We start from the raw sequence: 19,667 nt of genomic DNA, 5'->3' as shown, positions 1-19,667 counted from the left end.
TCGTAGCCCCGCATTCGTCAGCGCAAGCGGACAGCCGCGACACAAGAGGCGAACATGCAACATCAGAACGTGGCGATCATCGGCGGCTCCGGCTTTATCGGCAGCCATCTCGTCAACGCGCTGGTCGATCTCGGCAAGAACGTGCGAATTGCGACACGGCGTCGCTCGAACGCCGCGCATCTCACGTTATTGCCGGTGGACGTGCTCGAAACCGATGTCCACGATCCCATCAAGCTCGCCGCGTTCGTCGCGGAAGCCGATGCGGTCATCAATCTCGTCGGCGTGCTTCAAGGGCGGCGCGGCGATCCGTACGGCCCCGAGTTCGCGCGAGCGCATGTCGAACTGCCGCGCAAGATCGTCGCGGCGTGCGCGGCGAAGGGCGTGCGCAGACTCATTCATATGAGCGCGATCGGCGCGGACTCCGAAGGTCCGAGCATGTATCTGCGCTCGAAGGGCGACGGCGAGAAGCAGGTCCGCGAGTCCGGCCTCGACTGGACCATTTTCCGCAGTTCGGTGGTCTTCGGTCCCGAGGACAATCTGCTCAACCAGTTTGCGTTTCTGGAACGGCTCTTTCCGGTGATTCCGCTCGCCTGCGCGGACGCGGAATTCCAGCCGGTTTTCGTCGGCGATGTCGCGAAGGCCATCGTCAACGTGCTCGACCTCGACGCCGCGAACCGCATGGTCTACGAACTGGCGGGCCCCGCCGTCTATACGCTCGCGGAACTGGTGCGCTTCGCGGGCGCGACCATCGGCAAGCGTGCGCGCATCGTCAAGCTGCCGGAGAGTCTCGGCCGTCTCCAGGCGATGACGCTGGAAATGGCGCCCGGCGAACCGCTGATGTCGCGCGACAACCTCGACTCGATGAAAACGCCGAGCATCGCGAGCGGGCCGCTCGCGCCGGAACTGGGCATCGGCGAGCCGGCGAGCATCGAGGCCATCGCGCCGCTGTATCTGACCGGCATGTCGCCGCGTTCGCGCTTCAATACTTTCCGCGCCACGGCGCACCGTTGATTTCGGACCGCATGAAACTCGTTATCGGCGACAAGAATTCGTCTTCCTGGTCCATGCGTCCCTGGGTGCTGCTCAGGCATTTCGGCATTCCGTTCGATGAAGCGCTCATCCGGCTCGGCCAGCCCGGCACCAAGGCGAAGATTCTCGATGTGACGCCGTCGGGCAAAGTGCCGTGCCTCATCACCGATAGCGGCGAGACCGTGTGGGATTCGCTCGCGATCATGGAAACGCTTGCCGAGCGATATCCGCAGCATGCGCTCTGGCCACGCGATGCCGCCGCCCGCGCGCATGCGCGCAGCATCAGCGCGGAGATGCATGCGGGCTTCGCCGACCTGCGCCAGAACATGCCGATGCAGATCGCGACGCGCGAGCCCGGCATCGGCGCGACGCCCGGCACGCTCGCGGATATCGCGCGGATCGATGCCATCTGGACCGGCTGTCTCGCGCAATCGGGCGGGCCGTTCCTGTTCGGCGATTTCTGCATAGCGGACGCGATGTTCGCGCCCGTCGTCATGCGCTTCAACTCGTATGCGCCCGCCATCAGCGAAGGCGCGCGCGAGTACGCGGCTCGCGTGACGGCGCTGCCCGCCGTGGCCGCCTGGATCGATGATGCAAGGAAGGACAACGCGCGATGAATATTTACGCGGTAGGCGGCGCGATTCGCGACGCGTTGCTGGGCGTGCCGGTGGTGGACCGCGATTACGTGGTCGTCGGCGCGACGCCCGAGCAAATGGTCGCGCAAGGGTACAAGCCCGTCGGCAAGGACTTTCCGGTATTTCTACATCCGGTGACGCACGAGGAATACGCGCTCGCCCGGACCGAGCGCAAGACGGCGGCGGGCTATCACGGCTTTCAGTTCTACTATTCGCCGGATGTGACGCTGGAGGAAGACCTGGCGCGCCGCGATCTGACGATCAACGCGATGGCGCGCGAGGTCAACGCGGCAGGCGAGTTGACCGGTCCGGTGATCGACCCATTCGACGGACAGAGCGACCTGAGCGCAAAGCGTTTCCGGCATGTGGGCGATGCGTTCATCGAAGATCCGGTGCGCATACTTCGGCTCGCGCGATTTGCGGCGCGCTTCGCGGATTTCACCATCGCGCCGGACACGGAAGCGTTGATGGAGAAGATGGTCGAAGCCGGCGAAGTCGATGCGCTCGTTCCCGAGCGCGTGTGGCAGGAGATTTCGCGCGGGCTGATGGAAAAGCGGCCGTCGCGCATGTTCGAGGTGCTGCGCGGTTGTGGCGCGCTCGCGCGGATTCTGCCGGAAGTGGATGCGCTCTGGGGCGTGCCGCAACGCGCCGATTATCACCCGGAAGTCGACACGGGCGTGCATGTGATGATGGTGGTCGACTATGCGGCATCGCAGGGCTATGCGCTGCCGGTGCGCTTCGCCGCGCTCACGCACGATCTGGGCAAGGCGACCACACCGGACGATATCTTGCCGCGGCATCTCGGGCATGAGGGACGCAGTGTCGATTTATTGAAGCCGTTGTGCGAACGCTTGCGCGTGCCGAACGAATGCCGCGATTTGGCGCTGCTCGTTGCGCGGGAGCACGGCAATATTCATCGCGTGATGGACATGGGCGCGGCGGCGCTGGTGCGGCTTTTCGAACGCACCGATGCGCTGCGCAAGCCGGCGCGCTTTGCCGAGGCGCTACAGGCGTGCGTCGCGGATGCGCGTGGGCGGCTGGGGCTCGAGCAGAAGGAGTATCCGCAGGCGGAGCGGCTGCGGGAGGCGCTTGTCGCGGCGCGGTCGGTCGATGCGGGGGCTGTGGCGCAGCGGTTCGCGCATGAGCCTTCAAGGATCAAGGATGCGGTGCATGAGGCGCGGGTGGAGGCGGTCGGGAGCGTGTTGAGCGGGGGCCGCTCGGGGGCGCTTTCTTCTTCTTGAACGTTGGGTTTGTGTTGGGGATCGGTGCGCTTCTTTCTTTGTGGAACGAAAGGAAGCGGCAGAAGACCACAAGCGCCATTGCGGAGCTAGCCCCGCCGCGCCGCGCCGAAACGCAAACAATCAAAGCGCCCGCGCAATCAAAGAAAGCAGAATAGAAATCACGACCGTGGACATAAACGGAAACGAATACTCCCGCCCAAAAATCCGCAAAGTAAAATCCCCGGGCAACCGCCCGATGCCAAACTTCCTAAGCCAAGGCATCGACCCGGAAAGAATGGCAAGCGCGATAAACGTCGTGACTACCCAGCGAATCATGACCGCAGCCTCATAACGCGTGCGAACGATCGCCCGCAGCGAATGCATCGAGCGTCCCTTCGATGCCGCGCGAAAACGCGATCACCTTGAACAGCTCGCCCATCTCCGCCTCCGAAAGCAGCTTCTGCACCGCGTTCGCCGCAGGAAGAAATCGCTTCACATCCGCAGGATCGAGCGCGCTGAGAACATCGGTAATGCCGGCATTCATCAGAAACCGCGCCTGCGACGTGAATCCAAGCAAATCCGCGCCCGTTTCCACGCCGGCCTCCGCGATGCCCGTGAACTCGACGTGCGCCGTCAAATCCTGCAATCCAGGATAAAGGAACGGGTCCGCATGCGCGCGATGCCGGTAATGACACATCAACGTGCCCGTCGCGCGCTGGGCGTGATAGAACTCGCGCCGCGGAAAGCCGTAGTCGATGAAAAACGCCGCGCCGCGCGTGAGCATCGTGCAAACCGTCCTCGTGAACGCGAGCGCCGCCTCGTGCGTCTCCGTCAGATATTCGGTGAACGGCTCGTCGTCGTTCGCTTCGTCGATGGCCGCGTCGATCAACTCGATCTGTGCATCCGGCGTGACCGCGCGATCATCGAAAGCGAAGCCTTCGTTCTGAACCACCACGCCGCGCTCGTGCCACGCGCCCAGCTTGCGCACGACGAGGCGCACCGGCATCGCGTCCAGCACTTCGTTGCCGACCACCACGCCTTCGAACGCATCGGGCAGCGCGTCCAGCCATTCGACCTTCGCGGCCTGAGCAGGCGCTTGCGCTTCAATCGTCGCGCGCTGACGCTCGCGCAGTTCGCCGGAGAGATCGACGATCGCGTAACCGTCGATCTCCACGCCGAGGTCGGGGAGCGCCGTCAGCAAACCCGCCGCGAGCTTGCCCGTGCCCGCGCCGAATTCCATCACGCGCCGCGTGCCGCTCTCCTGCAAAGCCTGCGCGATGGGGCGCGCAAGCGTCGTCGCAAAGAGCGGCGACAACTCGGGCGCGGTGATGAAGTCGCTGCCATCGTCGGCGCGGCGGCCGAATTTCATGGCGCCGCCGCTGTAGTAGCCGAGGCCGGGCGCGTAAAGCGCGAGTTCCATGTACTGGTCGAACGGCAGCCAGCCGCCCGCCGCCGCGATGCGTTCGCGGATCACTTCGGTCAGCGCGGCCGATTGCGCGAGCGCGTCCGGGCCGGGAGCAGGTAAACTATCGGTTGGTCGATTCGGATTCATCCCAGTATTGTAAATGAGCGCCTCCACGCCGCTTTCTCCCGCCAATTCGCCGTCTTCGGGCGTGAATGCGCCGCTCTCGTCGGCGTCATCCACGCAGCGCAAGCGCGCCGTGCTCGTGACGGGCGCGGGAAAGCGCATCGGGCGGGGCATCGCGCTGGAATTCGCGCGGCAAGGCTGGGACGTCGGCGTGCATTACGGCCGCTCCGAGCAGGAAGCGCGTGAAACCGTGGCGCACATCGAATCGCTCGGGCGGCGCGCGGTCGCGCTAAACGCAGATCTCGGCATCGAAGCCGAAGTCGCGCGGCTCGTGCCAGCGTGCGTCGAAACTTTCGGCGCTTTGCATTGCGTCGTGAACTGCGCATCGCGTTTCGATGAAGACACCGCCGCCGACTTCGGCTACGCGAAGCTCATGCAGATGACCGCCGTCAACGTCGCCGCGCCGCTCACGCTCGCGCGCACGCTGCACGAAGCCACGCCCGATGCCGCCGAAGACGACGAATCGCTACGCGCCGTCGTCATCAACGTGCTCGACCAGAAGCTCTACAACATGAACCCGGATTACCTGTCGTACACGCTGACGAAGGCGGCGCTCGACACGGCCACCGTCGCGCTCGCGCAGGCGCTCGCGCCAAAACTGCGCGTGGTCGGACTCGCGCCGGGCCTCACGCTGATCTCCGCCGCGCAGACGCCCGAATCGTTCGAAGCGGCGCATCGCGTGACGCCGCTCAGGCGCGCATCGACGGTTGCGGACGTGGCGCAGGCGGCGTGCTATCTGGCGAACGCGCACGGCGTGACGGGCACGACGCTCGTCGTCGATGGCGGCCAGCATCTCGTGCCGAGCCCGCGCGACGTGATGTACATGATCGGCGCCGAGAAATCCTGAAACGCGCCACGTATAACTATTGGATAACGCCATGCTTGCCGCACTTTCTCATCCCCGGCTGACCGATTGCCGGCGGCTCTTTCTGCGCAACTACGAAGTGCGCATCAATATCGGCGTGCATGACTTCGAAAAGCGCGGCGAGCAGCGCGTGGTGTTCAACGTCGAGCTGTTCGTGCCGCTCGCGCTGTCCACGCCCGTCGCGGACAAGCTCTCCGAAGTCGTCGACTACGACTTCATGCGCTCGACCATCGCGGCGCGCGTGAATCGCGGCCACATTCACCTTCAGGAAACGCTGTGCGACGACGTCGCCGCCGCCTTGCTTGCGCATCCGAACGTGCGCGCGGTCGCGGTATCGACGCAAAAGCCCGACGTCTATCCCGACTGCGACGCAGTGGGCGTCGAAGTCTTTCGCATCAAAGAGGAACGAGCATGAACGCGCGTGAAGCCATGGAACACGCAGAAGAGCAAAAGCCCGCGCGCGAGGCGTTGACCAAGCGCCAGCAGAAGGAAGCGTACGAGAACAACAAGCTCTTCAAGCGGATCGTGCGTCAGGTCGGGCAGGCGATCGGCGACTTCAACATGATCGAACAGGGCGACAAGGTCATGGTCTGCCTGTCCGGCGGCAAGGACAGCTACGCGATGCTCGATATCCTCATGCGCCTGCGCGAGCGCGCGCCGATCGACTTCGACATCGTCGCCGTCAATCTGGATCAAAAGCAGCCCGGCTTTCCCGAGCACGTGCTGCCCGAGTATTTAGCCAAGCTCGACATTCCGTTTCACATCGAGAATCAGGACACGTACAGCATCGTCAAGCGGCTCGTGCCGGAAGGCAAGACGACGTGCTCGCTGTGCTCGCGGCTGCGGCGCGGCATTCTGTATCGCGTGGCGGGCGAACTGGGCGCGACGAAGATTGCGCTCGGGCATCATCGCGACGACATTCTGCAAACGCTTCTGCTCAACATGTTCTACGGCGGCAAGCTGAAGGGCATGCCGCCCAAGCTGCAATCCGACGACGGCAAGAACGTCGTGATTCGTCCGCTAGCCTACGTGAAGGAAACGGACCTTGAAAAGTTCGCCGAACTGCGAGAATTCCCGATCATCCCGTGCAATCTGTGCGGCAGCCAGCCGAACCTGAAGCGCGCGGAGATGAAGGCGCTCATTCGCGAGTGGGACAAGCGTTTTCCGGGGCGCGTCGAGAACATGTTCAATGCGCTCTCGAACGTGGTGCCGTCGCATCTGATGGATCCGGCGCTCTTTCCGTTCGCGAGCCTGCGCGCCACCGGCGAGGCCGATCCGCAAGGCGATATCGCGTTCGACGAAGAACCGTGCGCAAGCGAACCGTGAGCATCGCGAAACGCCATTTCAATTGTTCAGTTCGACGATCTGTGAAAGCCTGTAGAACGAGACGCGGCGCGGCTTCCGCGGGCGTTTTCGAAAAAGTTCGCATGCTATATTGGCGCGACCTGAACCCTGCAAGACTCAAGCGATGAACATCGTGATCCTGGCTGCCGGCATGGGCAAGCGCATGCGCTCCGCCCTGCCGAAAGTCCTTCATCCTCTGGCGGGCCGGCCGCTTCTCGCGCATGTCATCGACACGGCGCGCACGCTGTCGCCCACGCGCCTCGTCGTGGTGGTCGGACACGGCGCCGAGAAGGTGCGCGAAGCCGTCGGCGCGCCGGACGTGCAATTCGCCGTGCAGGAGCAGCAGCTCGGCACGGGGCACGCCGTGCAGCAGGCGCTGCCGCTTCTGGATGCCTCCGTGCCGACGCTCGTTCTGTACGGCGACGTTCCGCTCACGCGCGCCAGCACGCTGAAGCGTCTGCTCGATGCCGCCGGCAGCGAACGCTACGGCGTGTTGACCGTGACGGTGGACGATCCGACCGGCTACGGGCGCATCGTGCGCGACGCGGGCGGCGCGGTGCGAAAGATCGTCGAGCAGAAAGACGCGAGCGACGCGGAGCGGCGCATCACCGAGATCAACACGGGCATCGTCGTTTCGCCGACGCGCACGCTCGAACAATGGCTCGCGTCGCTGAAGAACGACAACGCGCAAGGCGAGTTCTATCTGACGGACGTGGTCGAGCGCGCGATCGAAGCGGGCGTCGAAGTCGTCACCGCGCAGCCGGACGCCGAATGGGAAACGCTCGGCGTGAACAGCAAAGTGCAACTGGCCGAACTGGAGCGCATTCACCAGCGCAACGTCGCGTATGCGTTGCTGGAAGCGGGCGTGACGCTCGCCGATCCTGCGCGCATCGACGTGCGCGGCACGCTGGAATGCGGCGCGGACGTGACCATCGACGTCAATTGCGTGTTCGAAGGCCGCGTGACGCTTGGCGACAACGTGAGCATCGGGCCGAACTGCGTGATTCGCGATGCGTCGATCGGCGCGGGAACGCGCGTCGAGGCGTACACGCATATCGAAGGCGGCACGGCCGGCGCGAACGTCGTGCTCGGACCGTACGCGCGGCTGCGTCCGGGCGCCGTGCTCGGCGACGAAGCGCACGTCGGCAATTTCGTCGAAGTGAAGAACGCCGTGATGGGCCGCGGCTCGAAGGCGAATCACCTCACGTATATCGGCGATTCGGATATCGGAGCGCGCGTGAACGTGGGCGCGGGCACCATCACCTGCAATTACGACGGCGCGAACAAGCATCGCACCGTGATTGGCGACGACGTGTTCATCGGCTCGGATACGCAGCTCGTGGCGCCGGTGCGCGTCGGACGCGGCGTGACCATCGCGGCGGGCACGACCGTCTGGAAGGATGTCGGCGAAGGCGAACTGGTGCTGAACGAGAAGCGCCAGGTCAGCAAGACGGACTACATCCGGCCCACCAAAAAGAAAGTGTGAAGCGCGCGAGGCCGGGCCGGAGGGCTCGGCTTTTTTTCATTGTGCGTTCGGTTTTGACATCAAAGGAATAACGACATGTGCGGAATTGTCGGCGCGGTTGCGCAACGGAATATCGTCTCGGTGCTCGTCGAAGGATTGCGGCGGCTCGAATATCGCGGCTACGACTCGTGCGGCGTGGCCGTGCTGAGCAACGGCGAGCCGCGCCGGGCGCGCAGCGTCGCGCGCGTGTCGGATCTCGACGCGCAAGTGCGGGAAACGGGCATCGGCGGCATGACGGGCATTGCGCATACGCGCTGGGCGACGCACGGCGCGCCCGTCACCGACAACGCGCACCCGATCTTTTCGCGCGATACCGTCGCGCTGGTGCATAACGGCATCATCGAGAACTACGAGTCACTGCGCGCGATGCTGCGCGACAAGGGCTACGAGTTCGTGTCGCAGACGGATACCGAAGTCATCGCGCATCTGATCCACAGCATGTATCGCGGCGATCTGTTCCAGACCGTGCGCGAGGCCGTCAAGCAACTGCACGGCGCATATGCCATCGCGGTGATGCACAAGGATCAGCCGCATACGGTCGTGGGCGCGCGCCAGGGTTCGCCACTCGTCGTGGGCGTGGGCGAAGGCGAGAACTTTCTGGCATCGGACGCGCTCGCGCTTGCCGGCAGCACGGACCGCTTCGCGTTTCTGGAAGAAGGCGATGTCGTCGAGATTTCGCTCGATGGCGTGAAGATCGCCGACCGCGACGGCCTGCCCGCAGAGCGTGAAGTGCGCGTCGTGACGGCTTACGGCGGCGCGGTGGAACTCGGGCCGTATCGTCATTTCATGCAAAAGGAAATTTTCGAGCAGCCACGCGCGATCACGGACACGATTCCGCAAGCCGACAGTTTCGAGCCGCGTCTCTTCGGCGATGGCGCAGCCGACGTGTTTTCGGGCATCGACAGTCTCCTGATTCTCGCGTGCGGCACGAGCTACTACTCGGGGCTGACGGCGAAGTACTGGCTGGAATCCATCGCCAAGATTCCGACGCAAGTCGAGATTGCGAGCGAGTATCGGTATCGCGAGTCGGTGCCGAATCCGAAGGCGCTGGTCGTCGTGATCTCGCAGTCGGGCGAAACCGCCGATACGCTCGCCGCGCTCAAGCACGCGCAATCGCTCGGACACGCGCATACGCTCGCCGTCTGCAATGTCGGGACGAGCGCGATGGTTCGCCAGACGGAACTCGCGTTTCTGACGCACGCGGGGACGGAAATCGGCGTGGCGTCGACCAAGGCGTTCACGACGCAGCTCGTCGGGCTGTTCGTGCTGGCGGTGACGCTGGCGAAGATGCGCGGCCGCGTCGATGCGAAGCAGGAAGCGGCGTATCTCGGTCAGTTGCGTCACTTGCCGGCGGCGTTGAATAGCGTGCTGGCGCTGGAGCCGCAAATCATCGCGTGGTCGGAAGAGTTCGCGCGCAAGGAGAACGCGCTGTTCCTCGGGCGCGGGCTGCATTACCCGATCGCGCTCGAAGGCGCGCTGAAGCTGAAAGAGATCTCGTATATCCACGCGGAAGCGTATCCGGCGGGCGAACTGAAGCATGGGCCGCTCGCGCTGGTGACGGAGGCGATGCCGGTTGTGACCGTCGCGCCGAACGACGCGCTGCTGGAGAAGCTGAAGTCGAACATGCAGGAAGTGCGGGCGCGTGGCGGCGAGCTTTATGTGTTCGCGGATGCCGATACGCGCATCGTCAGCGAGGATGGGATTCATGTGATTCGGATGCCGGAGCACTACGGGGCGCTGTCGCCGATTCTGCATGTCGTGCCGCTGCAGTTGCTCGCGTATCACACGGCTTGCGCGCGGGGTACGGATGTCGATAAGCCGCGGAATCTGGCGAAGTCGGTGACGGTGGAGTGAGTTGGTAGCGTCGGCTCTCTAGCTCGAAAGCGCCTCTTCGGAGGCGCTTTTTTTCTGCCCGACAACTATGTCGCTGTGGACAACCCTGTGACCACCGCACAGCGAAACCTGTTCGCCGTTTCTGCATAAGTCTGCGCCCCGTCGGAGGCGCTGAAAGTTGTCCTCTCGTCGCGCCGTAAACTGCGCTGCCATACCGAAGTTGTTTACTTCGCAAGTGTCTGAAGCGAAACGGGAGAAGCGGGTTATCCACTGTTTCAAGTGAGGCTTGTTAACTACTACCACGTATACATATGCGATTCTTTTGTTTACTTAGACGCGTGGTTGGGCTGCTGAGAATCGAGGCTTGTAGCAAAGAAGCGGGAACGGCACAAAAGTAAGACGTCGTATGACAGGTAGGCCGCAGAGGCGCCGTGCAATGGCGCGGATGCGGGTTAACTCGGCTGGTCTAACGCACATCAATGACGGTACGCTAGATAAGACGTCAGACAACTGAGCCCCAGCCGCCAACATCCGGAAGCGCGCAGCCACCTCAAGGAGGCACCATGCCGTCGTCGACCCCGTACCAACCGTTGCCCAACGCCTTCAGGACTTCACTACGCGCCCGCGAGAAGCTCATCGGCTGCTGGGCGTCGCTGGCCAGTCCGATCGTCACGGAACTGCTCGGCGTCGTCGGCTTCGACTGGATGCTGCTCGATGCCGAGCACGCGCCCAACGACACGCTCACACTCATCCCGCAACTGATGTCGCTCAAGGACAGCGTGAGCGCGCCGGTCGTGCGGCCGCCCGCGAACGAGCCCGTCGGCATCAAGCGGCTGCTCGATGCCGGCTTCGTCAATTTCCTGATTCCGTTCGTCGATAGCGCCGCCGACGCCACGCGCGCGGTCGCGGCGACGCGCTATCCGCCCGAAGGGATTCGAGGCGTGTCGGTCGGGCATCGCGGGAACCGCTACGGCACGGTCGCAAACTACTTCAAGATGGCGAACGACAATATCAGCGTCGCCGTGCAGATCGAGAGCCGCGCAGCCGTCGATGCCATCGACGAAATCGCGGCCGTCGACGGCGTCGATGCGCTTTTCGTCGGTCCATCGGATCTGGCCGCCGCGTACGGTCAGCTCGGCAACGCAAATCATCCGGACGTGCAGGCGGCCATCGCGCATGTCTTCGAGCGCGCGCACGCGGCCGGCAAGGCGAGCGGCATTCTCGCGCCCGTGCAGCAGGACGCCGAGCGCTATCTGTCGATGGGCTGTACGCTCGTCGCAGTGTGCGCCGATCTCGGCATGCTCAGAAACGCGGCGCAGGCCGTGAAAAAACACTTCATCGCAGAATAGGGCGCGAGCGGCACGCTCGCCCGACTGGAACCCGAATAAAAGGAGCAGATTCATGACGACGAAAGCAGGCTTCATCGGACTCGGCATCATGGGGCATCCCATGGCGGCGAATCTCGTCAAGAACGGCGTGGAGCTAGCCGCGTTCACGCGCAGCGGCGTGCCGGCCGAGCTGACGCAAGCAGGCGCCACCGCGTGCAACAGCCCGGCAGAAGTGGCCGAGAAAGCCGATATCGTGTTCCTGATGGTGCCGGACACGCCCGATGTCGAGCGCGTGCTCTTCGGCGAGAACGGCGTCGCGCAATCGCTGCGCGCCGGTCAGATCGTCGTGGACATGAGCTCGATCTCGCCGATCGCGACGCGCGAGTTCGCCGCGAAAGTTCGCGAGCGCGGCGCGGATTATCTGGATGCGCCCGTGTCCGGCGGCGAAGTCGGCGCGAAAGCGGCATCGCTCACGATCATGGTCGGCGGCGCGCAGGCCACGTTCGACAAGGTGAAGCCGCTGTTCGACATGATGGGCAAGAACGTCTCGCTGATCGGCGATGTCGGCGCGGGACAGGTCTGCAAGGTCGCGAATCAGGTGATCGTCGCGGCGACCATCGAGGCGGTCGGCGAGGCGCTCCTGCTCGCGTCGAAAGCGGGCGTCGATGCCGAGAAGGTCCGCACGGCGTTGATGGGCGGTTTTGCGTCGTCGCGGATTCTCGAAGTCCACGGCGAGCGCATGACCAAACGCACGTTCAATCCGGGCTTCCGGATCGAACTGCATCAGAAGGATTTGAATCTGGCGCTCTCGACGGCGCAATCGCTCGGCGTCTCGCTGCCGAACACGGCGACGTGCCAGGCGCTCTTCAACGCGTGCGCGGCGCACGGCGGCAAGGCGTGGGATCACTCGGGCATGGTGCGGGCGCTCGAGCTTCTGGCGAACCACGAGATCGGGCAGGGAGCGAAGTAAGGGCGCTCCGGTTCGCGGTGTCCGCCCGATTCGCGCGCCGCGGGTCGGCGCTCGAAGCGTCGGCGAAAGCGGGGCCGTGCGGCACCAAGCGCCCGCCTGATTGCTGGCGCGCCGCAGGTCTGACCGAAACTACGACACTACGACAACGAGCGGCGTCGCCTCGCGCGTCGACCACGCCGTCGCGCTACTCCCCGCTACGCCGCTTTGTTCAACCGCTCGATGAGCGCCATCGCGGCGGCAGGATTAGCGGCCTTGTGTCCGCTGATGACGTAGAGATAAACATCGCGCGCCGACGCCTTCGACGGCGCCTTGCCGACCATCTGCAAGTCCTCCGGCGCCCCGCCCGCCGCCCATTCCGTTGCGCGCGCGGCCCAGCGATCGAGCGCCGCCTTCGAGTAGCCGAGCTTCTGCTTTTCGGTCGTGCCCATGATGCGCGCATACACGAACGGCGCGGTGATATCCGCGATCTGCGGATAGTCGGAATCGCCCGCCACGACCACCGCGATACCGTACTTTTTCAGCAGCGCGACGAACGCGGCATCGGCGAAACTCTCGTGCCGCACTTCCACGGCGTGACGAAGCGCGCGGCCTTCGACGGTGGCGGGCAGCAGCTTCAGGAAGCGCTCGAAGTCCTCGGGATCGAAGTGCTTTGTCGGCGCGAACTGCCAGTTGATCGCGCCGAGCTTGTCCTGCAATTCGAGCACGCCGCTCGCAAAGAACCGTTCGATGGAATCGCCCGCTTCGGCGAGCACCCGGCGATTCGTGGCATAGCGCGGCGCCTTCAGCGAGAACACGAAGTCGTCGGGCGTTTCATCGCGCCATTTGGCGAACGTGTCCGGCTTCTGCAAACGGTAGAACGTGCCGTTGATCTCGATGCTCGTGAGCGCGCGGCTCGCGTATTCGAGTTCGCGCTTGTGCGTGAGACCTTCGGGATAGAACGTGCCGCGCCACGGCTCGAAATCCCATCCGCCGATACCGACACGAATGCGTGCCGCGTTCTCCGTCTTCTTCTTCGCCGCCATCGGGCCTCTCCGGTCTCATGCAAGATCGCTGGATGACACGAGTGTAGCGAACCCTCGGCGAACCGGCATGTAAGCGGCACGAGCGTGCGCCGCGCGGCTTGGCGCTATTTGCGACCGACGAGATAACTCACGCCTTGCGGCCCGTATTGTTCGGAATGCTCGACGTTGGCCGGCAGATGAAAGACATCGCCCGCGCGATACAGCCGCGCCTCGCCGCCGACGCGCAAGGTGATGTCGCCTTCGACGATGAGCGCCTTCGCTTCGAACGGATGTGCGTGTATGTCGAGCGAGACGTCCGGTTCGCGCGTGACCGTCACGACTTCGTGAAAGCCTTCGGCGGAAAGCTGGGCGAGAAATGCATCGCGATGCATGAGGGCGGTCTCGGCTGGGAGAGTGAGAAGGGGCGCGTCCGCGTGGACGGAAAGAGGCGCCCTCGATGCACCGAAGCTAACGCAAGCGTTCGTCAGTTGCCGAAGAAGATGTCGCACTGCGGGCCGCGCGTGCACGGCTTCGAGATCGGGTCGCGGCGCGTGGCGGCCGAGCCCATATCGCTGCGCGTGGAGGAAACGCCGCCGTAGGACATGTCGCCGGTCTGGCTCTGGGTGTCGGCGGACTGCGTCCACGTGTCGGGCGTGGCCTGGCCCGGCACCTGTGCGGTCCGATAGTAGCTCTGCTGCGCCGAGGCGACGCCCGCGGTAGCAAGCAACGAGGCGGCGACGGCCGCCATGACGAGACGTGATTTCATGTTGTGCTCCTTGATAGTGACGCGCTGGCGCGCGGGCCGCGCATCGGTATCGCGCGGTGGCGGCGCTGGCGCAATGACTCGCGGCACGGTGTCATGTCGCTGCATCGCGCTCAGCAACCTGCGCGCCGCACGCAATTCAAGTTATAGGCCGCGTTTCTGCAATGAACAGCAGATTCGCTTATACGCTCGCGATCCGGTCGGCGACATGACGCGACGCAGGCGCGCGCGACATGCACCGTGTACGCGCCGCGCCGCGCGGCCCTAGAATGCGAGCATCCACAGTCACACGGAGCGCGCCATGACCGTCACCATCTATCACAACCCGAAGTGCGGCACCTCGCGCAATACGCTTGCGCTGATCCGCAACGCGGGCATCGAGCCGAACGTCGTCGAATATCTGACGGCGCCGCCGAGCCGCGAGACGCTCGTCGCGCTGATCGCCCGTTCGGGCCTCAGCGTGCGCGAAGCGCTGCGGGAAAAGGGCACGCCGTACGCGGAACTCGGACTCGACGATCCATTGCTCAGCGACGATCAACTCATCGACGCGATGCTCGCGCATCCGATCCTTATCAACCGGCCGTTCGTCGATACACCGCTCGGCGCGCGGCTGTGCCGTCCGTCGGAACTCGTGATCGACCTGCTGCCGTCGCCGCAGAAGGGACCGTTCGCGAAGGAAGACGGCGAAGTGATCATCGACGAGACCGGCAAGCGCGTCCGCTAGCGCTCCATGCCGTTACGTCGCGTTACCTTTATGGCATCGCTGTTGCACCTGTGTCAGGCGTCGCTCTCTAGACTGCATCTGACTCACACGGCACTCGGTGCAGGGAGGAAAGCGAAATGAACAAGAAACTTCTTGGTACGGTTATCGGGCTCGCAGGCATGGCGGCGCTGGCCGCGTCGGCTACGGCGTCCGCGCACGTCGATGTCGCAGTGGGAATCGGCGTGCCGGCCTACGGGGTGCCTTACTACGCGCCGGCGCAGCCGGTGTACGTGCAGCCGGCTGTGCCCGTTGCCTATGGATACGGCTACGGCTACGGCTATGGCAATGGCGGCGACCGCTGGCGCGAGCGCGAATGGCGTGAGCGGCGCGAATGGCGCGAGCACGAATGGCGGCGCGAGCGGCGCGAAGAGCGCTGGCACGATCGCCACGGCTGGTAATGCAAGACGCTACGGGATGACGCGGCGGGCCGAAGGGTTCGCCGCGTTTTTTTTTGCGGCGCGCCGGCAGTCCTTCCTGCAAGCCGCGCCAATTTTGACGCGCTAACGTAGCGGACCCTGCACTCGATACCACGCCATGAGCCATCCACCGAAATTCTCGATGATCGACGGCGCGCCGACGCCTGTTGGCCCGTTCTCGCACGCGGCTGAAGCCGACGGCTGGGTGTTTCTCACCGGCCAGATGCCGACCGATCCCGACGACGACAGCGCGCCGCTGCCCGAAGGCGTCGCGGCACAAACGCGGCGCGTGATGAACAACCTGATTCTCGTCTTGACCGGCCTCGGCCTGACGCTCGATCACGTCGTGAGCGCGCGCATCTTCCTCACGGAATTCAAGCGCGACTACGACGCGATGAACGCCGTCTACCGGTCGTATTTCCTGCCGAAGCCGTTGCCGGCGCGCACCTGCATCGGCGTGACCGGGCTCGCGCGCGATGCGCTCGTGGAGATCGACTTCATCGCGCGGCGGCCTTGATGGTGCCGTCTGCGCGGCTCACTTGCGGGCTTTGGACGCGTCCACCCAGCGAAACGTGAGATTGATGCGCTCGCCGCGCGCGCCCGGCTCTTTCGGCACGCGATGCACCCATTCCCGTTGCGTGCGTCCGCGCATCACGAGCAGGCTGCCGTGTGTCAGCGAGAGCGCGTGGGTGGCGTGCGTGCGCGCGTGGCGGAATTCGAATGTGCGCGTCGCGCCCAGACTGACCGATGCGATCACCGGCTCCGGCCCGAGCTCGCGCTCCTTGTCGGCGTGCCAGCCCATGCTGTCCTGCCCGCCGCGGTATCGGTTGATGAGCACGCTGTTGAAGCGGGCGCCGCACGTGGCCTGCGCGGCGTCGCGTAACTGCGCGACGGCGGGCGTCCACGGCTGCGGCACGTTGCGGATGCCCGAATAGACGTACACCGCGTCGGGCTCGCCTTGCCACGCGGTGAGGCGCGGCAGCGGCACGCGGCCGCCCGGCGTGTTCATGGTGTCCTGCTGCCAGCGCACTTCGTCGATCAGCGCGGCCATCAGGTCGGAGCCGGCGTCCGCGTCGATCCAGTCCGGATGCCACGCGATATCGGGCTTGGGAATGTCGTCGAAGAGATCGAACATGGCAGTGCGGGCGCAGCCGAAAGAATCACGATAGCAGAGCCGTCGCGCGGCGGCATTGCGGTCTCTCCCTGTCCGACCGTGCCGCATGTGCTACAGTCGGCCGACTATCTCATTAAGATGCGAAGACTGCGCATGACTTTCAACGCCGAAACGAATCACGGCGCGCTCGGCCGCCGTATCCTCCTCGTCGATGACAGCGCCGATGCGGCCTTCGCCCTGTCGATGCTGCTGGAGGCGCTCGGCCACGAAGTGCGCACCGAGTCCGACGGCGTGTGCGCGCTCGACTCCATCGACGACTTCCGGCCGGACGTCGTGGTGCTGGACATCGGCTTGCCGGGCATGAACGGGCTCGACGTGGCGCGCGAGATGCGCAAACGCGATGCGACCCGCGACGCGCTTCTGCTCGCGCTCACCGGCTACGGCAGCGCGGAAGACCGGCAGACCGCGCTCGACGCCGGCTTCGATCATCATCTGACCAAGCCGGTTTCCATCAACGATCTCGAGGCGCTGCTTACGCGTCCCTGATTTGCGCCCCTGAGTTGCGCTTCAATCCGCGATACGCAGCTTCGCCATATAAGGCAAGTGATCGGAGAGCCACGCGGTATCCTGCGTCGGCACGATCCACTGCACCGGCTTCAGACCGCGCACGAACATCTTGTCGAGCGCGAGCGCCGGCGAGAACGCCGGAAAGGTGCGCCCCGATTCACCGAGCATCGTCGCCACTTCGTTCATGCCGAGTTCGCCGAATAGCGGTACGGAATCGTTGCGCCAGTCGTTGAAATCGCCCGCCAGCACGAGCGGGCCTTCGGGCGCTTCCTTCGCGATCCAGTGCGCGATCCAGTTCATCTGACGCAGCCGCGCGGCGCGCGTCAGCGCGAGGTGCGCGCACAAGAGCGTGATCGCGTGTCCCGCGAACGTCGCGCGCGCGACGAGCAGCCCGCGCTTTTCGAACCGATGCGCCGAGATGTCCCAGCGTCCGGACAGATCCAGCGGATGCGGCGAAAGGATCGCATTGCCGTGCCGCCACGACGGCTTGAAGACGTTCGGGCCGAGCGCGATCTGCAATTCGAGCGCGGTGGCGATTTCGGTGGCCTGGCAATGCCAGACATCGTCGAGCGGCGCGGAAAGCGGCTTGCCGAAGCCGCTTGCGAGCACCGGCTGCGGCAGCCGCCGCGCCATGGCTTCCTGAAGAAAATAGACGTCCGCGTTGGTGGTCTGCACCCAGCGCTGCATGGCGTTCCATGCGCGCAGGCCGAGTGGCGAGCGACCCTTGTGCAGATTCCAGCTCACCGCCGTGAAATCCGGCGTGACCGCATTCGCGGACGGTGCTGGCGGAAGATGTTCTGGATTTCGCATGCGTTCGTTTTTGTGTGCGTGGTGCGCCGGCTTACTGCGCCGGCGCTGACGAAGCCAGGCTCGCGCGCACCCGGTACAGCAGCGACGGATTGCTGTCGATGATCTGCCACTGCGCCCATTCGCCCGGTTTCAACACGAGGCCGGGATGCGACGCGGCCACCTGACGCGGCGTCGGCGGCACCTTGCAGCCCGAGGCCGACGTCTGAGAGGTGTCGCTTTCCAGCGTTTCCTGCGCCTCGATGGCGAGCGTGATGTCGTCGGCGCTCGCGTGTGTCGGCGAAACAGTGAGCGTGCGTTGCAGGTCGATATCGCCGGCCGGTTTGTCCGCGCAACCGACGCGGTTCTGCACGATGTTGTGATGCGTATCGGTTTTCGCCTGACCGACGTTCGTGGTGGCAGAGAAAGAGTCGATCTGCTGGCCGTCGCGCACCACTTGCAACTCCCAGTTGACCGGCTGCGGCGTGCTCTGCGCAAAAGCGCCGTGGCTCGCGGCGAGACACGCGCAGGAGACGAGCGCGGATCGGATGAGACGCGGAAATGCGATGCGATTCGTTTTAGTCATTGAAAGCTTCTCCGGCGCTCGGGCTAATCGGATGGCAGCCGACGCGCGCACTCACACGGCGCGGCGGCCGCCGAACGCGTGTTGCCCGGCGACTTCGTTCTGACAAGACGGACGGGGCGCGGTTCGGCGCATCAACGGATCATGTGAGGCCGCGTCCCGTCGATTCCAACCTCGCGGCTTGATGAGCACGTTCTGAACCCGCCCGCCGCGGCATCGCGACGATGATACTCGCGTGCGCGGTGCACGCTCCGCTTTCTCAAAATTGGCAGCAGACGCCCGCGACTGCTCGCTTGCGCGTGATTCTTTCATCGATACACTGAACTCGTCGAAGCGAAAAAAGACGGGGTGCGACATGACGACGGCCGTGGTCAAACAAGAACTGGCAGTGGCGTCGTTCAGCAAGGTCTACAGTCTCGACGACGTCGAGACTGCGCTGAACGATCTCTCCGAGGGCGCGAGCGAAGCCTTGCGCGCAACTTACGAAAAGATGCTGAAGGTGGGCAACCTGCGCTTCTGCGTGAAGCCTAACCGCATGCCTTCCATCGACGATCTCGCGGCATCGCTGCCGAATTTCGAGGAACCGCTCGACGATATCCGCAAGCAGATCGCGCTGTGCCTCGAAACCGAAGACCGCCTCGAACTCATGCCGATGCTGCTGCTCGGCGAGCCGGGCATCGGCAAGACGCATTTCGCGAAGCAGCTCGCGCGGCTGCTCGGCACGTCGTGCCACTATGTCGCGATGAGCTCGCTCACGGCCGGCTGGATTCTCTCCGGCGCGTCGTCGCAATGGCGCAATGCGAAGCCGGGCAAGGTCTTCGACGCGCTCGTGAACGGCAGCTACGCGAACCCCGTGATGACCGTCGATGAAATCGACAAGGCCACCGGCGACACGCAATACGATCCGCTCGGCGCGCTCTACGCTTTGCTGGAACACGATACGGCGCAGAGCTTCATCGACGAATTCGCCGAGGTGCCGATCAACGCGGGCAATGTCGTGTGGATCGCCACGGCCAACGACGCGCGCGCGATTCCCGAGCCGCTTCTCAACCGCATGAACGTGTACGAGATTCCGGCGCCGGACCGCGACGGCGCGCGGCGCATCGCGCAGGCCATCTACGCGGAGATTCGCGAGGCGCACGCGTGGGGCAGCCGCTTTCCCGAAACGCTCGGCGACGCGCCGCTCGATGCGCTCACGCAGGCGTCGCCGCGCGGCATGCGGCGCGCGATGTTGAACGCGTTCGGCAACGCGCGCATCGACGGCAGACACCATGTCGAGGCGCGCGACATCGAACTGGACCGGCAATCGCGCCGCAAATTCATGGGCTTCTAATCAG

The 19,667-nt window shown here is 64.7% G+C and carries 22 protein-coding genes and 1 pseudogene; 15 read left to right on the top strand and 8 right to left on the bottom strand.

The annotated features are described in order from the left end of the window. The first annotated feature begins 54 nt into the window (after positions 1–54). From LDZ24_RS12880 to LDZ24_RS12870, 3 genes are read left to right on the top strand one after another with little or no spacing between them, the layout of a single operon-like run. Positions 55–1,011: a complex I NDUFA9 subunit family protein gene (locus tag LDZ24_RS12880; RefSeq protein ID WP_206467196.1), complete on the top strand. Its 957-nt coding sequence runs from the start codon at positions 55–57 to the stop codon at positions 1,009–1,011. A gap of 11 nt (positions 1,012–1,022) precedes the next feature. Further along, positions 1,023–1,646: a glutathione S-transferase family protein gene (locus LDZ24_RS12875; protein ID WP_248320684.1), complete on the top strand. Its 624-nt coding sequence runs from the start codon at positions 1,023–1,025 to the stop codon at positions 1,644–1,646. Continuing rightward, the gene (locus LDZ24_RS12870; protein ID WP_248320683.1) at positions 1,643–2,905 is read left to right on the top strand and encodes a multifunctional CCA addition/repair protein; all 1,263 of its coding nucleotides are present in this window, start codon (positions 1,643–1,645) and stop codon (positions 2,903–2,905) included. Before LDZ24_RS12875 ends, LDZ24_RS12870 begins: the two co-directional genes overlap by 4 nt. Positions 2,906–3,025: 120 nt before the next feature. Here the strand turns inward: LDZ24_RS12870 and LDZ24_RS12865 are convergent, their stop codons facing one another. Both LDZ24_RS12865 and LDZ24_RS12860 read right to left on the bottom strand, forming a co-directional pair. Further along, positions 3,026–3,220: a DUF2905 domain-containing protein gene (locus tag LDZ24_RS12865; protein WP_175940549.1), complete on the bottom strand. Its 195-nt coding sequence runs from the start codon at positions 3,218–3,220 to the stop codon at positions 3,026–3,028. A gap of 10 nt (positions 3,221–3,230) precedes the next feature. Continuing rightward, complete coding sequence (locus LDZ24_RS12860; protein ID WP_248320682.1) at positions 3,231–4,436, bottom strand: class I SAM-dependent methyltransferase; 1,206 nt, start codon at positions 4,434–4,436, stop codon at positions 3,231–3,233. Between the two features lie 13 nt (positions 4,437–4,449). On the opposite strand from LDZ24_RS12860, the gene LDZ24_RS12855 reads away from it, so the two are divergent. The 7 genes and pseudogenes from LDZ24_RS12855 to LDZ24_RS12825 form a co-directional block, all read left to right on the top strand. Beyond that, a complete protein-coding gene (locus tag LDZ24_RS12855) occupies positions 4,450–5,319 on the top strand; it encodes an SDR family oxidoreductase (protein WP_248320681.1) in 870 nt (289 codons plus the stop codon). 31 nt (positions 5,320–5,350) lie between these two features. Then, complete coding sequence (locus LDZ24_RS12850) at positions 5,351–5,752, top strand: dihydroneopterin aldolase (RefSeq protein WP_175938461.1); 402 nt, start codon at positions 5,351–5,353, stop codon at positions 5,750–5,752. Beyond that, positions 5,749–6,663: a tRNA 2-thiocytidine(32) synthetase TtcA gene (ttcA, locus tag LDZ24_RS12845; protein WP_248320680.1), complete on the top strand. Its 915-nt coding sequence runs from the start codon at positions 5,749–5,751 to the stop codon at positions 6,661–6,663. Before LDZ24_RS12850 ends, ttcA begins: the two co-directional genes overlap by 4 nt. A gap of 142 nt (positions 6,664–6,805) precedes the next feature. Then, positions 6,806–8,167, top strand: a complete 1,362-nt coding sequence (gene glmU, locus LDZ24_RS12840) for a bifunctional UDP-N-acetylglucosamine diphosphorylase/glucosamine-1-phosphate N-acetyltransferase GlmU (RefSeq protein ID WP_248320679.1) — start codon at positions 6,806–6,808, stop codon at positions 8,165–8,167. Between the two features lie 75 nt (positions 8,168–8,242). Then, entirely contained in the window at positions 8,243–10,060 is a 1,818-nt protein-coding gene (gene glmS, locus LDZ24_RS12835) for a glutamine--fructose-6-phosphate transaminase (isomerizing) (protein ID WP_175938455.1), read from the top strand. A gap of 542 nt (positions 10,061–10,602) precedes the next feature. After that, the gene (gene garL, locus LDZ24_RS12830) at positions 10,603–11,388 is read left to right on the top strand and encodes a 2-dehydro-3-deoxyglucarate aldolase (protein ID WP_248320678.1); all 786 of its coding nucleotides are present in this window, start codon (positions 10,603–10,605) and stop codon (positions 11,386–11,388) included. A 16-nt stretch (positions 11,389–11,404) separates the two neighbouring features. After that, a pseudogene (locus tag LDZ24_RS12825) lies at positions 11,405–12,337 on the top strand (2-hydroxy-3-oxopropionate reductase); the annotation flags it as partial. A 194-nt stretch (positions 12,338–12,531) separates the two neighbouring features. On the opposite strand, the gene LDZ24_RS12820 reads toward LDZ24_RS12825, so the two are convergent. From LDZ24_RS12820 to LDZ24_RS12810, 3 genes are all read right to left on the bottom strand, one after another. Then, a complete protein-coding gene (locus tag LDZ24_RS12820) occupies positions 12,532–13,359 on the bottom strand; it encodes a DUF72 domain-containing protein (RefSeq protein ID WP_248320677.1) in 828 nt (275 codons plus the stop codon). A gap of 104 nt (positions 13,360–13,463) precedes the next feature. Continuing rightward, positions 13,464–13,730, bottom strand: a complete 267-nt coding sequence (locus LDZ24_RS12815) for a cupin domain-containing protein (RefSeq protein ID WP_248320676.1) — start codon at positions 13,728–13,730, stop codon at positions 13,464–13,466. Positions 13,731–13,822: 92 nt separating this feature from the next. Beyond that, positions 13,823–14,104 carry a hypothetical protein gene (locus LDZ24_RS12810; RefSeq protein ID WP_248320675.1) on the bottom strand — a complete coding sequence of 94 codons (282 nt, stop codon included), beginning with the start codon at positions 14,102–14,104 and terminating at the stop codon, positions 13,823–13,825. 298 nt (positions 14,105–14,402) lie between these two features. Between LDZ24_RS12810 and arsC the strand changes: the two genes are divergently transcribed. From arsC to LDZ24_RS12795, 3 genes are all read left to right on the top strand, one after another. Beyond that, positions 14,403–14,825 carry an arsenate reductase (glutaredoxin) gene (gene arsC, locus LDZ24_RS12805; protein ID WP_175938337.1) on the top strand — a complete coding sequence of 141 codons (423 nt, stop codon included), beginning with the start codon at positions 14,403–14,405 and terminating at the stop codon, positions 14,823–14,825. Positions 14,826–14,941: 116 nt separating this feature from the next. Further along, positions 14,942–15,262 (top strand): hypothetical protein, encoded by a 321-nt coding sequence (locus tag LDZ24_RS12800; RefSeq protein WP_248320674.1) that lies wholly within the window; start codon positions 14,942–14,944, stop codon positions 15,260–15,262. Between the two features lie 136 nt (positions 15,263–15,398). Next, entirely contained in the window at positions 15,399–15,797 is a 399-nt protein-coding gene (locus LDZ24_RS12795) for a RidA family protein (protein ID WP_248320673.1), read from the top strand. 18 nt (positions 15,798–15,815) lie between these two features. On the opposite strand, the gene LDZ24_RS12790 is transcribed toward LDZ24_RS12795, so the two are convergent. Continuing rightward, complete coding sequence (locus tag LDZ24_RS12790; protein WP_248320672.1) at positions 15,816–16,415, bottom strand: alpha-ketoglutarate-dependent dioxygenase AlkB; 600 nt, start codon at positions 16,413–16,415, stop codon at positions 15,816–15,818. Positions 16,416–16,547: 132 nt separating this feature from the next. Between LDZ24_RS12790 and LDZ24_RS12785 the strand changes: the two genes are divergently transcribed. Further along, the gene (locus LDZ24_RS12785; protein ID WP_206467179.1) at positions 16,548–16,940 is read left to right on the top strand and encodes a response regulator; all 393 of its coding nucleotides are present in this window, start codon (positions 16,548–16,550) and stop codon (positions 16,938–16,940) included. A gap of 21 nt (positions 16,941–16,961) precedes the next feature. Here LDZ24_RS12785 and LDZ24_RS12780 read toward each other — a convergent pair whose 3' ends face one another. Beyond that, entirely contained in the window at positions 16,962–17,771 is an 810-nt protein-coding gene (locus tag LDZ24_RS12780; protein WP_206467178.1) for an endonuclease/exonuclease/phosphatase family protein, read from the bottom strand. A 31-nt stretch (positions 17,772–17,802) separates the two neighbouring features. Beyond that, complete coding sequence (locus LDZ24_RS12775) at positions 17,803–18,333, bottom strand: hypothetical protein (protein WP_248320671.1); 531 nt, start codon at positions 18,331–18,333, stop codon at positions 17,803–17,805. Between the two features lie 352 nt (positions 18,334–18,685). On the opposite strand from LDZ24_RS12775, the gene LDZ24_RS12770 reads away from it, so the two are divergent. Next, a complete protein-coding gene (locus tag LDZ24_RS12770) occupies positions 18,686–19,663 on the top strand; it encodes an AAA family ATPase (RefSeq protein ID WP_248320670.1) in 978 nt (325 codons plus the stop codon). Positions 19,664–19,667: the final 4 nt, after the last annotated feature.

Source organism: Caballeronia sp. Sq4a (assembly GCF_023170545.1).
GTDB lineage: Bacteria > Pseudomonadota > Gammaproteobacteria > Burkholderiales > Burkholderiaceae > Caballeronia.
This window is presented reverse-complemented; position numbering and strand designations above follow the sequence as displayed.

Coding starts and splice junctions, on each gene's coding strand:
- LDZ24_RS12880 (WP_206467196.1), top strand. CDS start 55: ATGCAACATCAGAACGTGGCGATCATCGGCGGCTCCGGCTTTATCGGC.
- LDZ24_RS12875 (WP_248320684.1), top strand. CDS start 1,023: ATGAAACTCGTTATCGGCGACAAGAATTCGTCTTCCTGGTCCATGCGT.
- LDZ24_RS12870 (WP_248320683.1), top strand. CDS start 1,643: ATGAATATTTACGCGGTAGGCGGCGCGATTCGCGACGCGTTGCTGGGC.
- LDZ24_RS12865 (WP_175940549.1), bottom strand. CDS start 3,220: ATGATTCGCTGGGTAGTCACGACGTTTATCGCGCTTGCCATTCTTTCC.
- LDZ24_RS12860 (WP_248320682.1), bottom strand. CDS start 4,436: ATGAATCCGAATCGACCAACCGATAGTTTACCTGCTCCCGGCCCGGAC.
- LDZ24_RS12855 (WP_248320681.1), top strand. CDS start 4,450: ATGAGCGCCTCCACGCCGCTTTCTCCCGCCAATTCGCCGTCTTCGGGC.
- LDZ24_RS12850 (WP_175938461.1), top strand. CDS start 5,351: ATGCTTGCCGCACTTTCTCATCCCCGGCTGACCGATTGCCGGCGGCTC.
- ttcA (WP_248320680.1), top strand. CDS start 5,749: ATGAACGCGCGTGAAGCCATGGAACACGCAGAAGAGCAAAAGCCCGCG.
- glmU (WP_248320679.1), top strand. CDS start 6,806: ATGAACATCGTGATCCTGGCTGCCGGCATGGGCAAGCGCATGCGCTCC.
- glmS (WP_175938455.1), top strand. CDS start 8,243: ATGTGCGGAATTGTCGGCGCGGTTGCGCAACGGAATATCGTCTCGGTG.
- garL (WP_248320678.1), top strand. CDS start 10,603: ATGCCGTCGTCGACCCCGTACCAACCGTTGCCCAACGCCTTCAGGACT.
- LDZ24_RS12820 (WP_248320677.1), bottom strand. CDS start 13,359: ATGGCGGCGAAGAAGAAGACGGAGAACGCGGCACGCATTCGTGTCGGT.
- LDZ24_RS12815 (WP_248320676.1), bottom strand. CDS start 13,730: ATGCATCGCGATGCATTTCTCGCCCAGCTTTCCGCCGAAGGCTTTCAC.
- LDZ24_RS12810 (WP_248320675.1), bottom strand. CDS start 14,104: ATGAAATCACGTCTCGTCATGGCGGCCGTCGCCGCCTCGTTGCTTGCT.
- arsC (WP_175938337.1), top strand. CDS start 14,403: ATGACCGTCACCATCTATCACAACCCGAAGTGCGGCACCTCGCGCAAT.
- LDZ24_RS12800 (WP_248320674.1), top strand. CDS start 14,942: ATGAACAAGAAACTTCTTGGTACGGTTATCGGGCTCGCAGGCATGGCG.
- LDZ24_RS12795 (WP_248320673.1), top strand. CDS start 15,399: ATGAGCCATCCACCGAAATTCTCGATGATCGACGGCGCGCCGACGCCT.
- LDZ24_RS12790 (WP_248320672.1), bottom strand. CDS start 16,415: ATGTTCGATCTCTTCGACGACATTCCCAAGCCCGATATCGCGTGGCAT.
- LDZ24_RS12785 (WP_206467179.1), top strand. CDS start 16,548: ATGACTTTCAACGCCGAAACGAATCACGGCGCGCTCGGCCGCCGTATC.
- LDZ24_RS12780 (WP_206467178.1), bottom strand. CDS start 17,771: ATGCGAAATCCAGAACATCTTCCGCCAGCACCGTCCGCGAATGCGGTC.
- LDZ24_RS12775 (WP_248320671.1), bottom strand. CDS start 18,333: ATGACTAAAACGAATCGCATCGCATTTCCGCGTCTCATCCGATCCGCG.
- LDZ24_RS12770 (WP_248320670.1), top strand. CDS start 18,686: ATGACGACGGCCGTGGTCAAACAAGAACTGGCAGTGGCGTCGTTCAGC.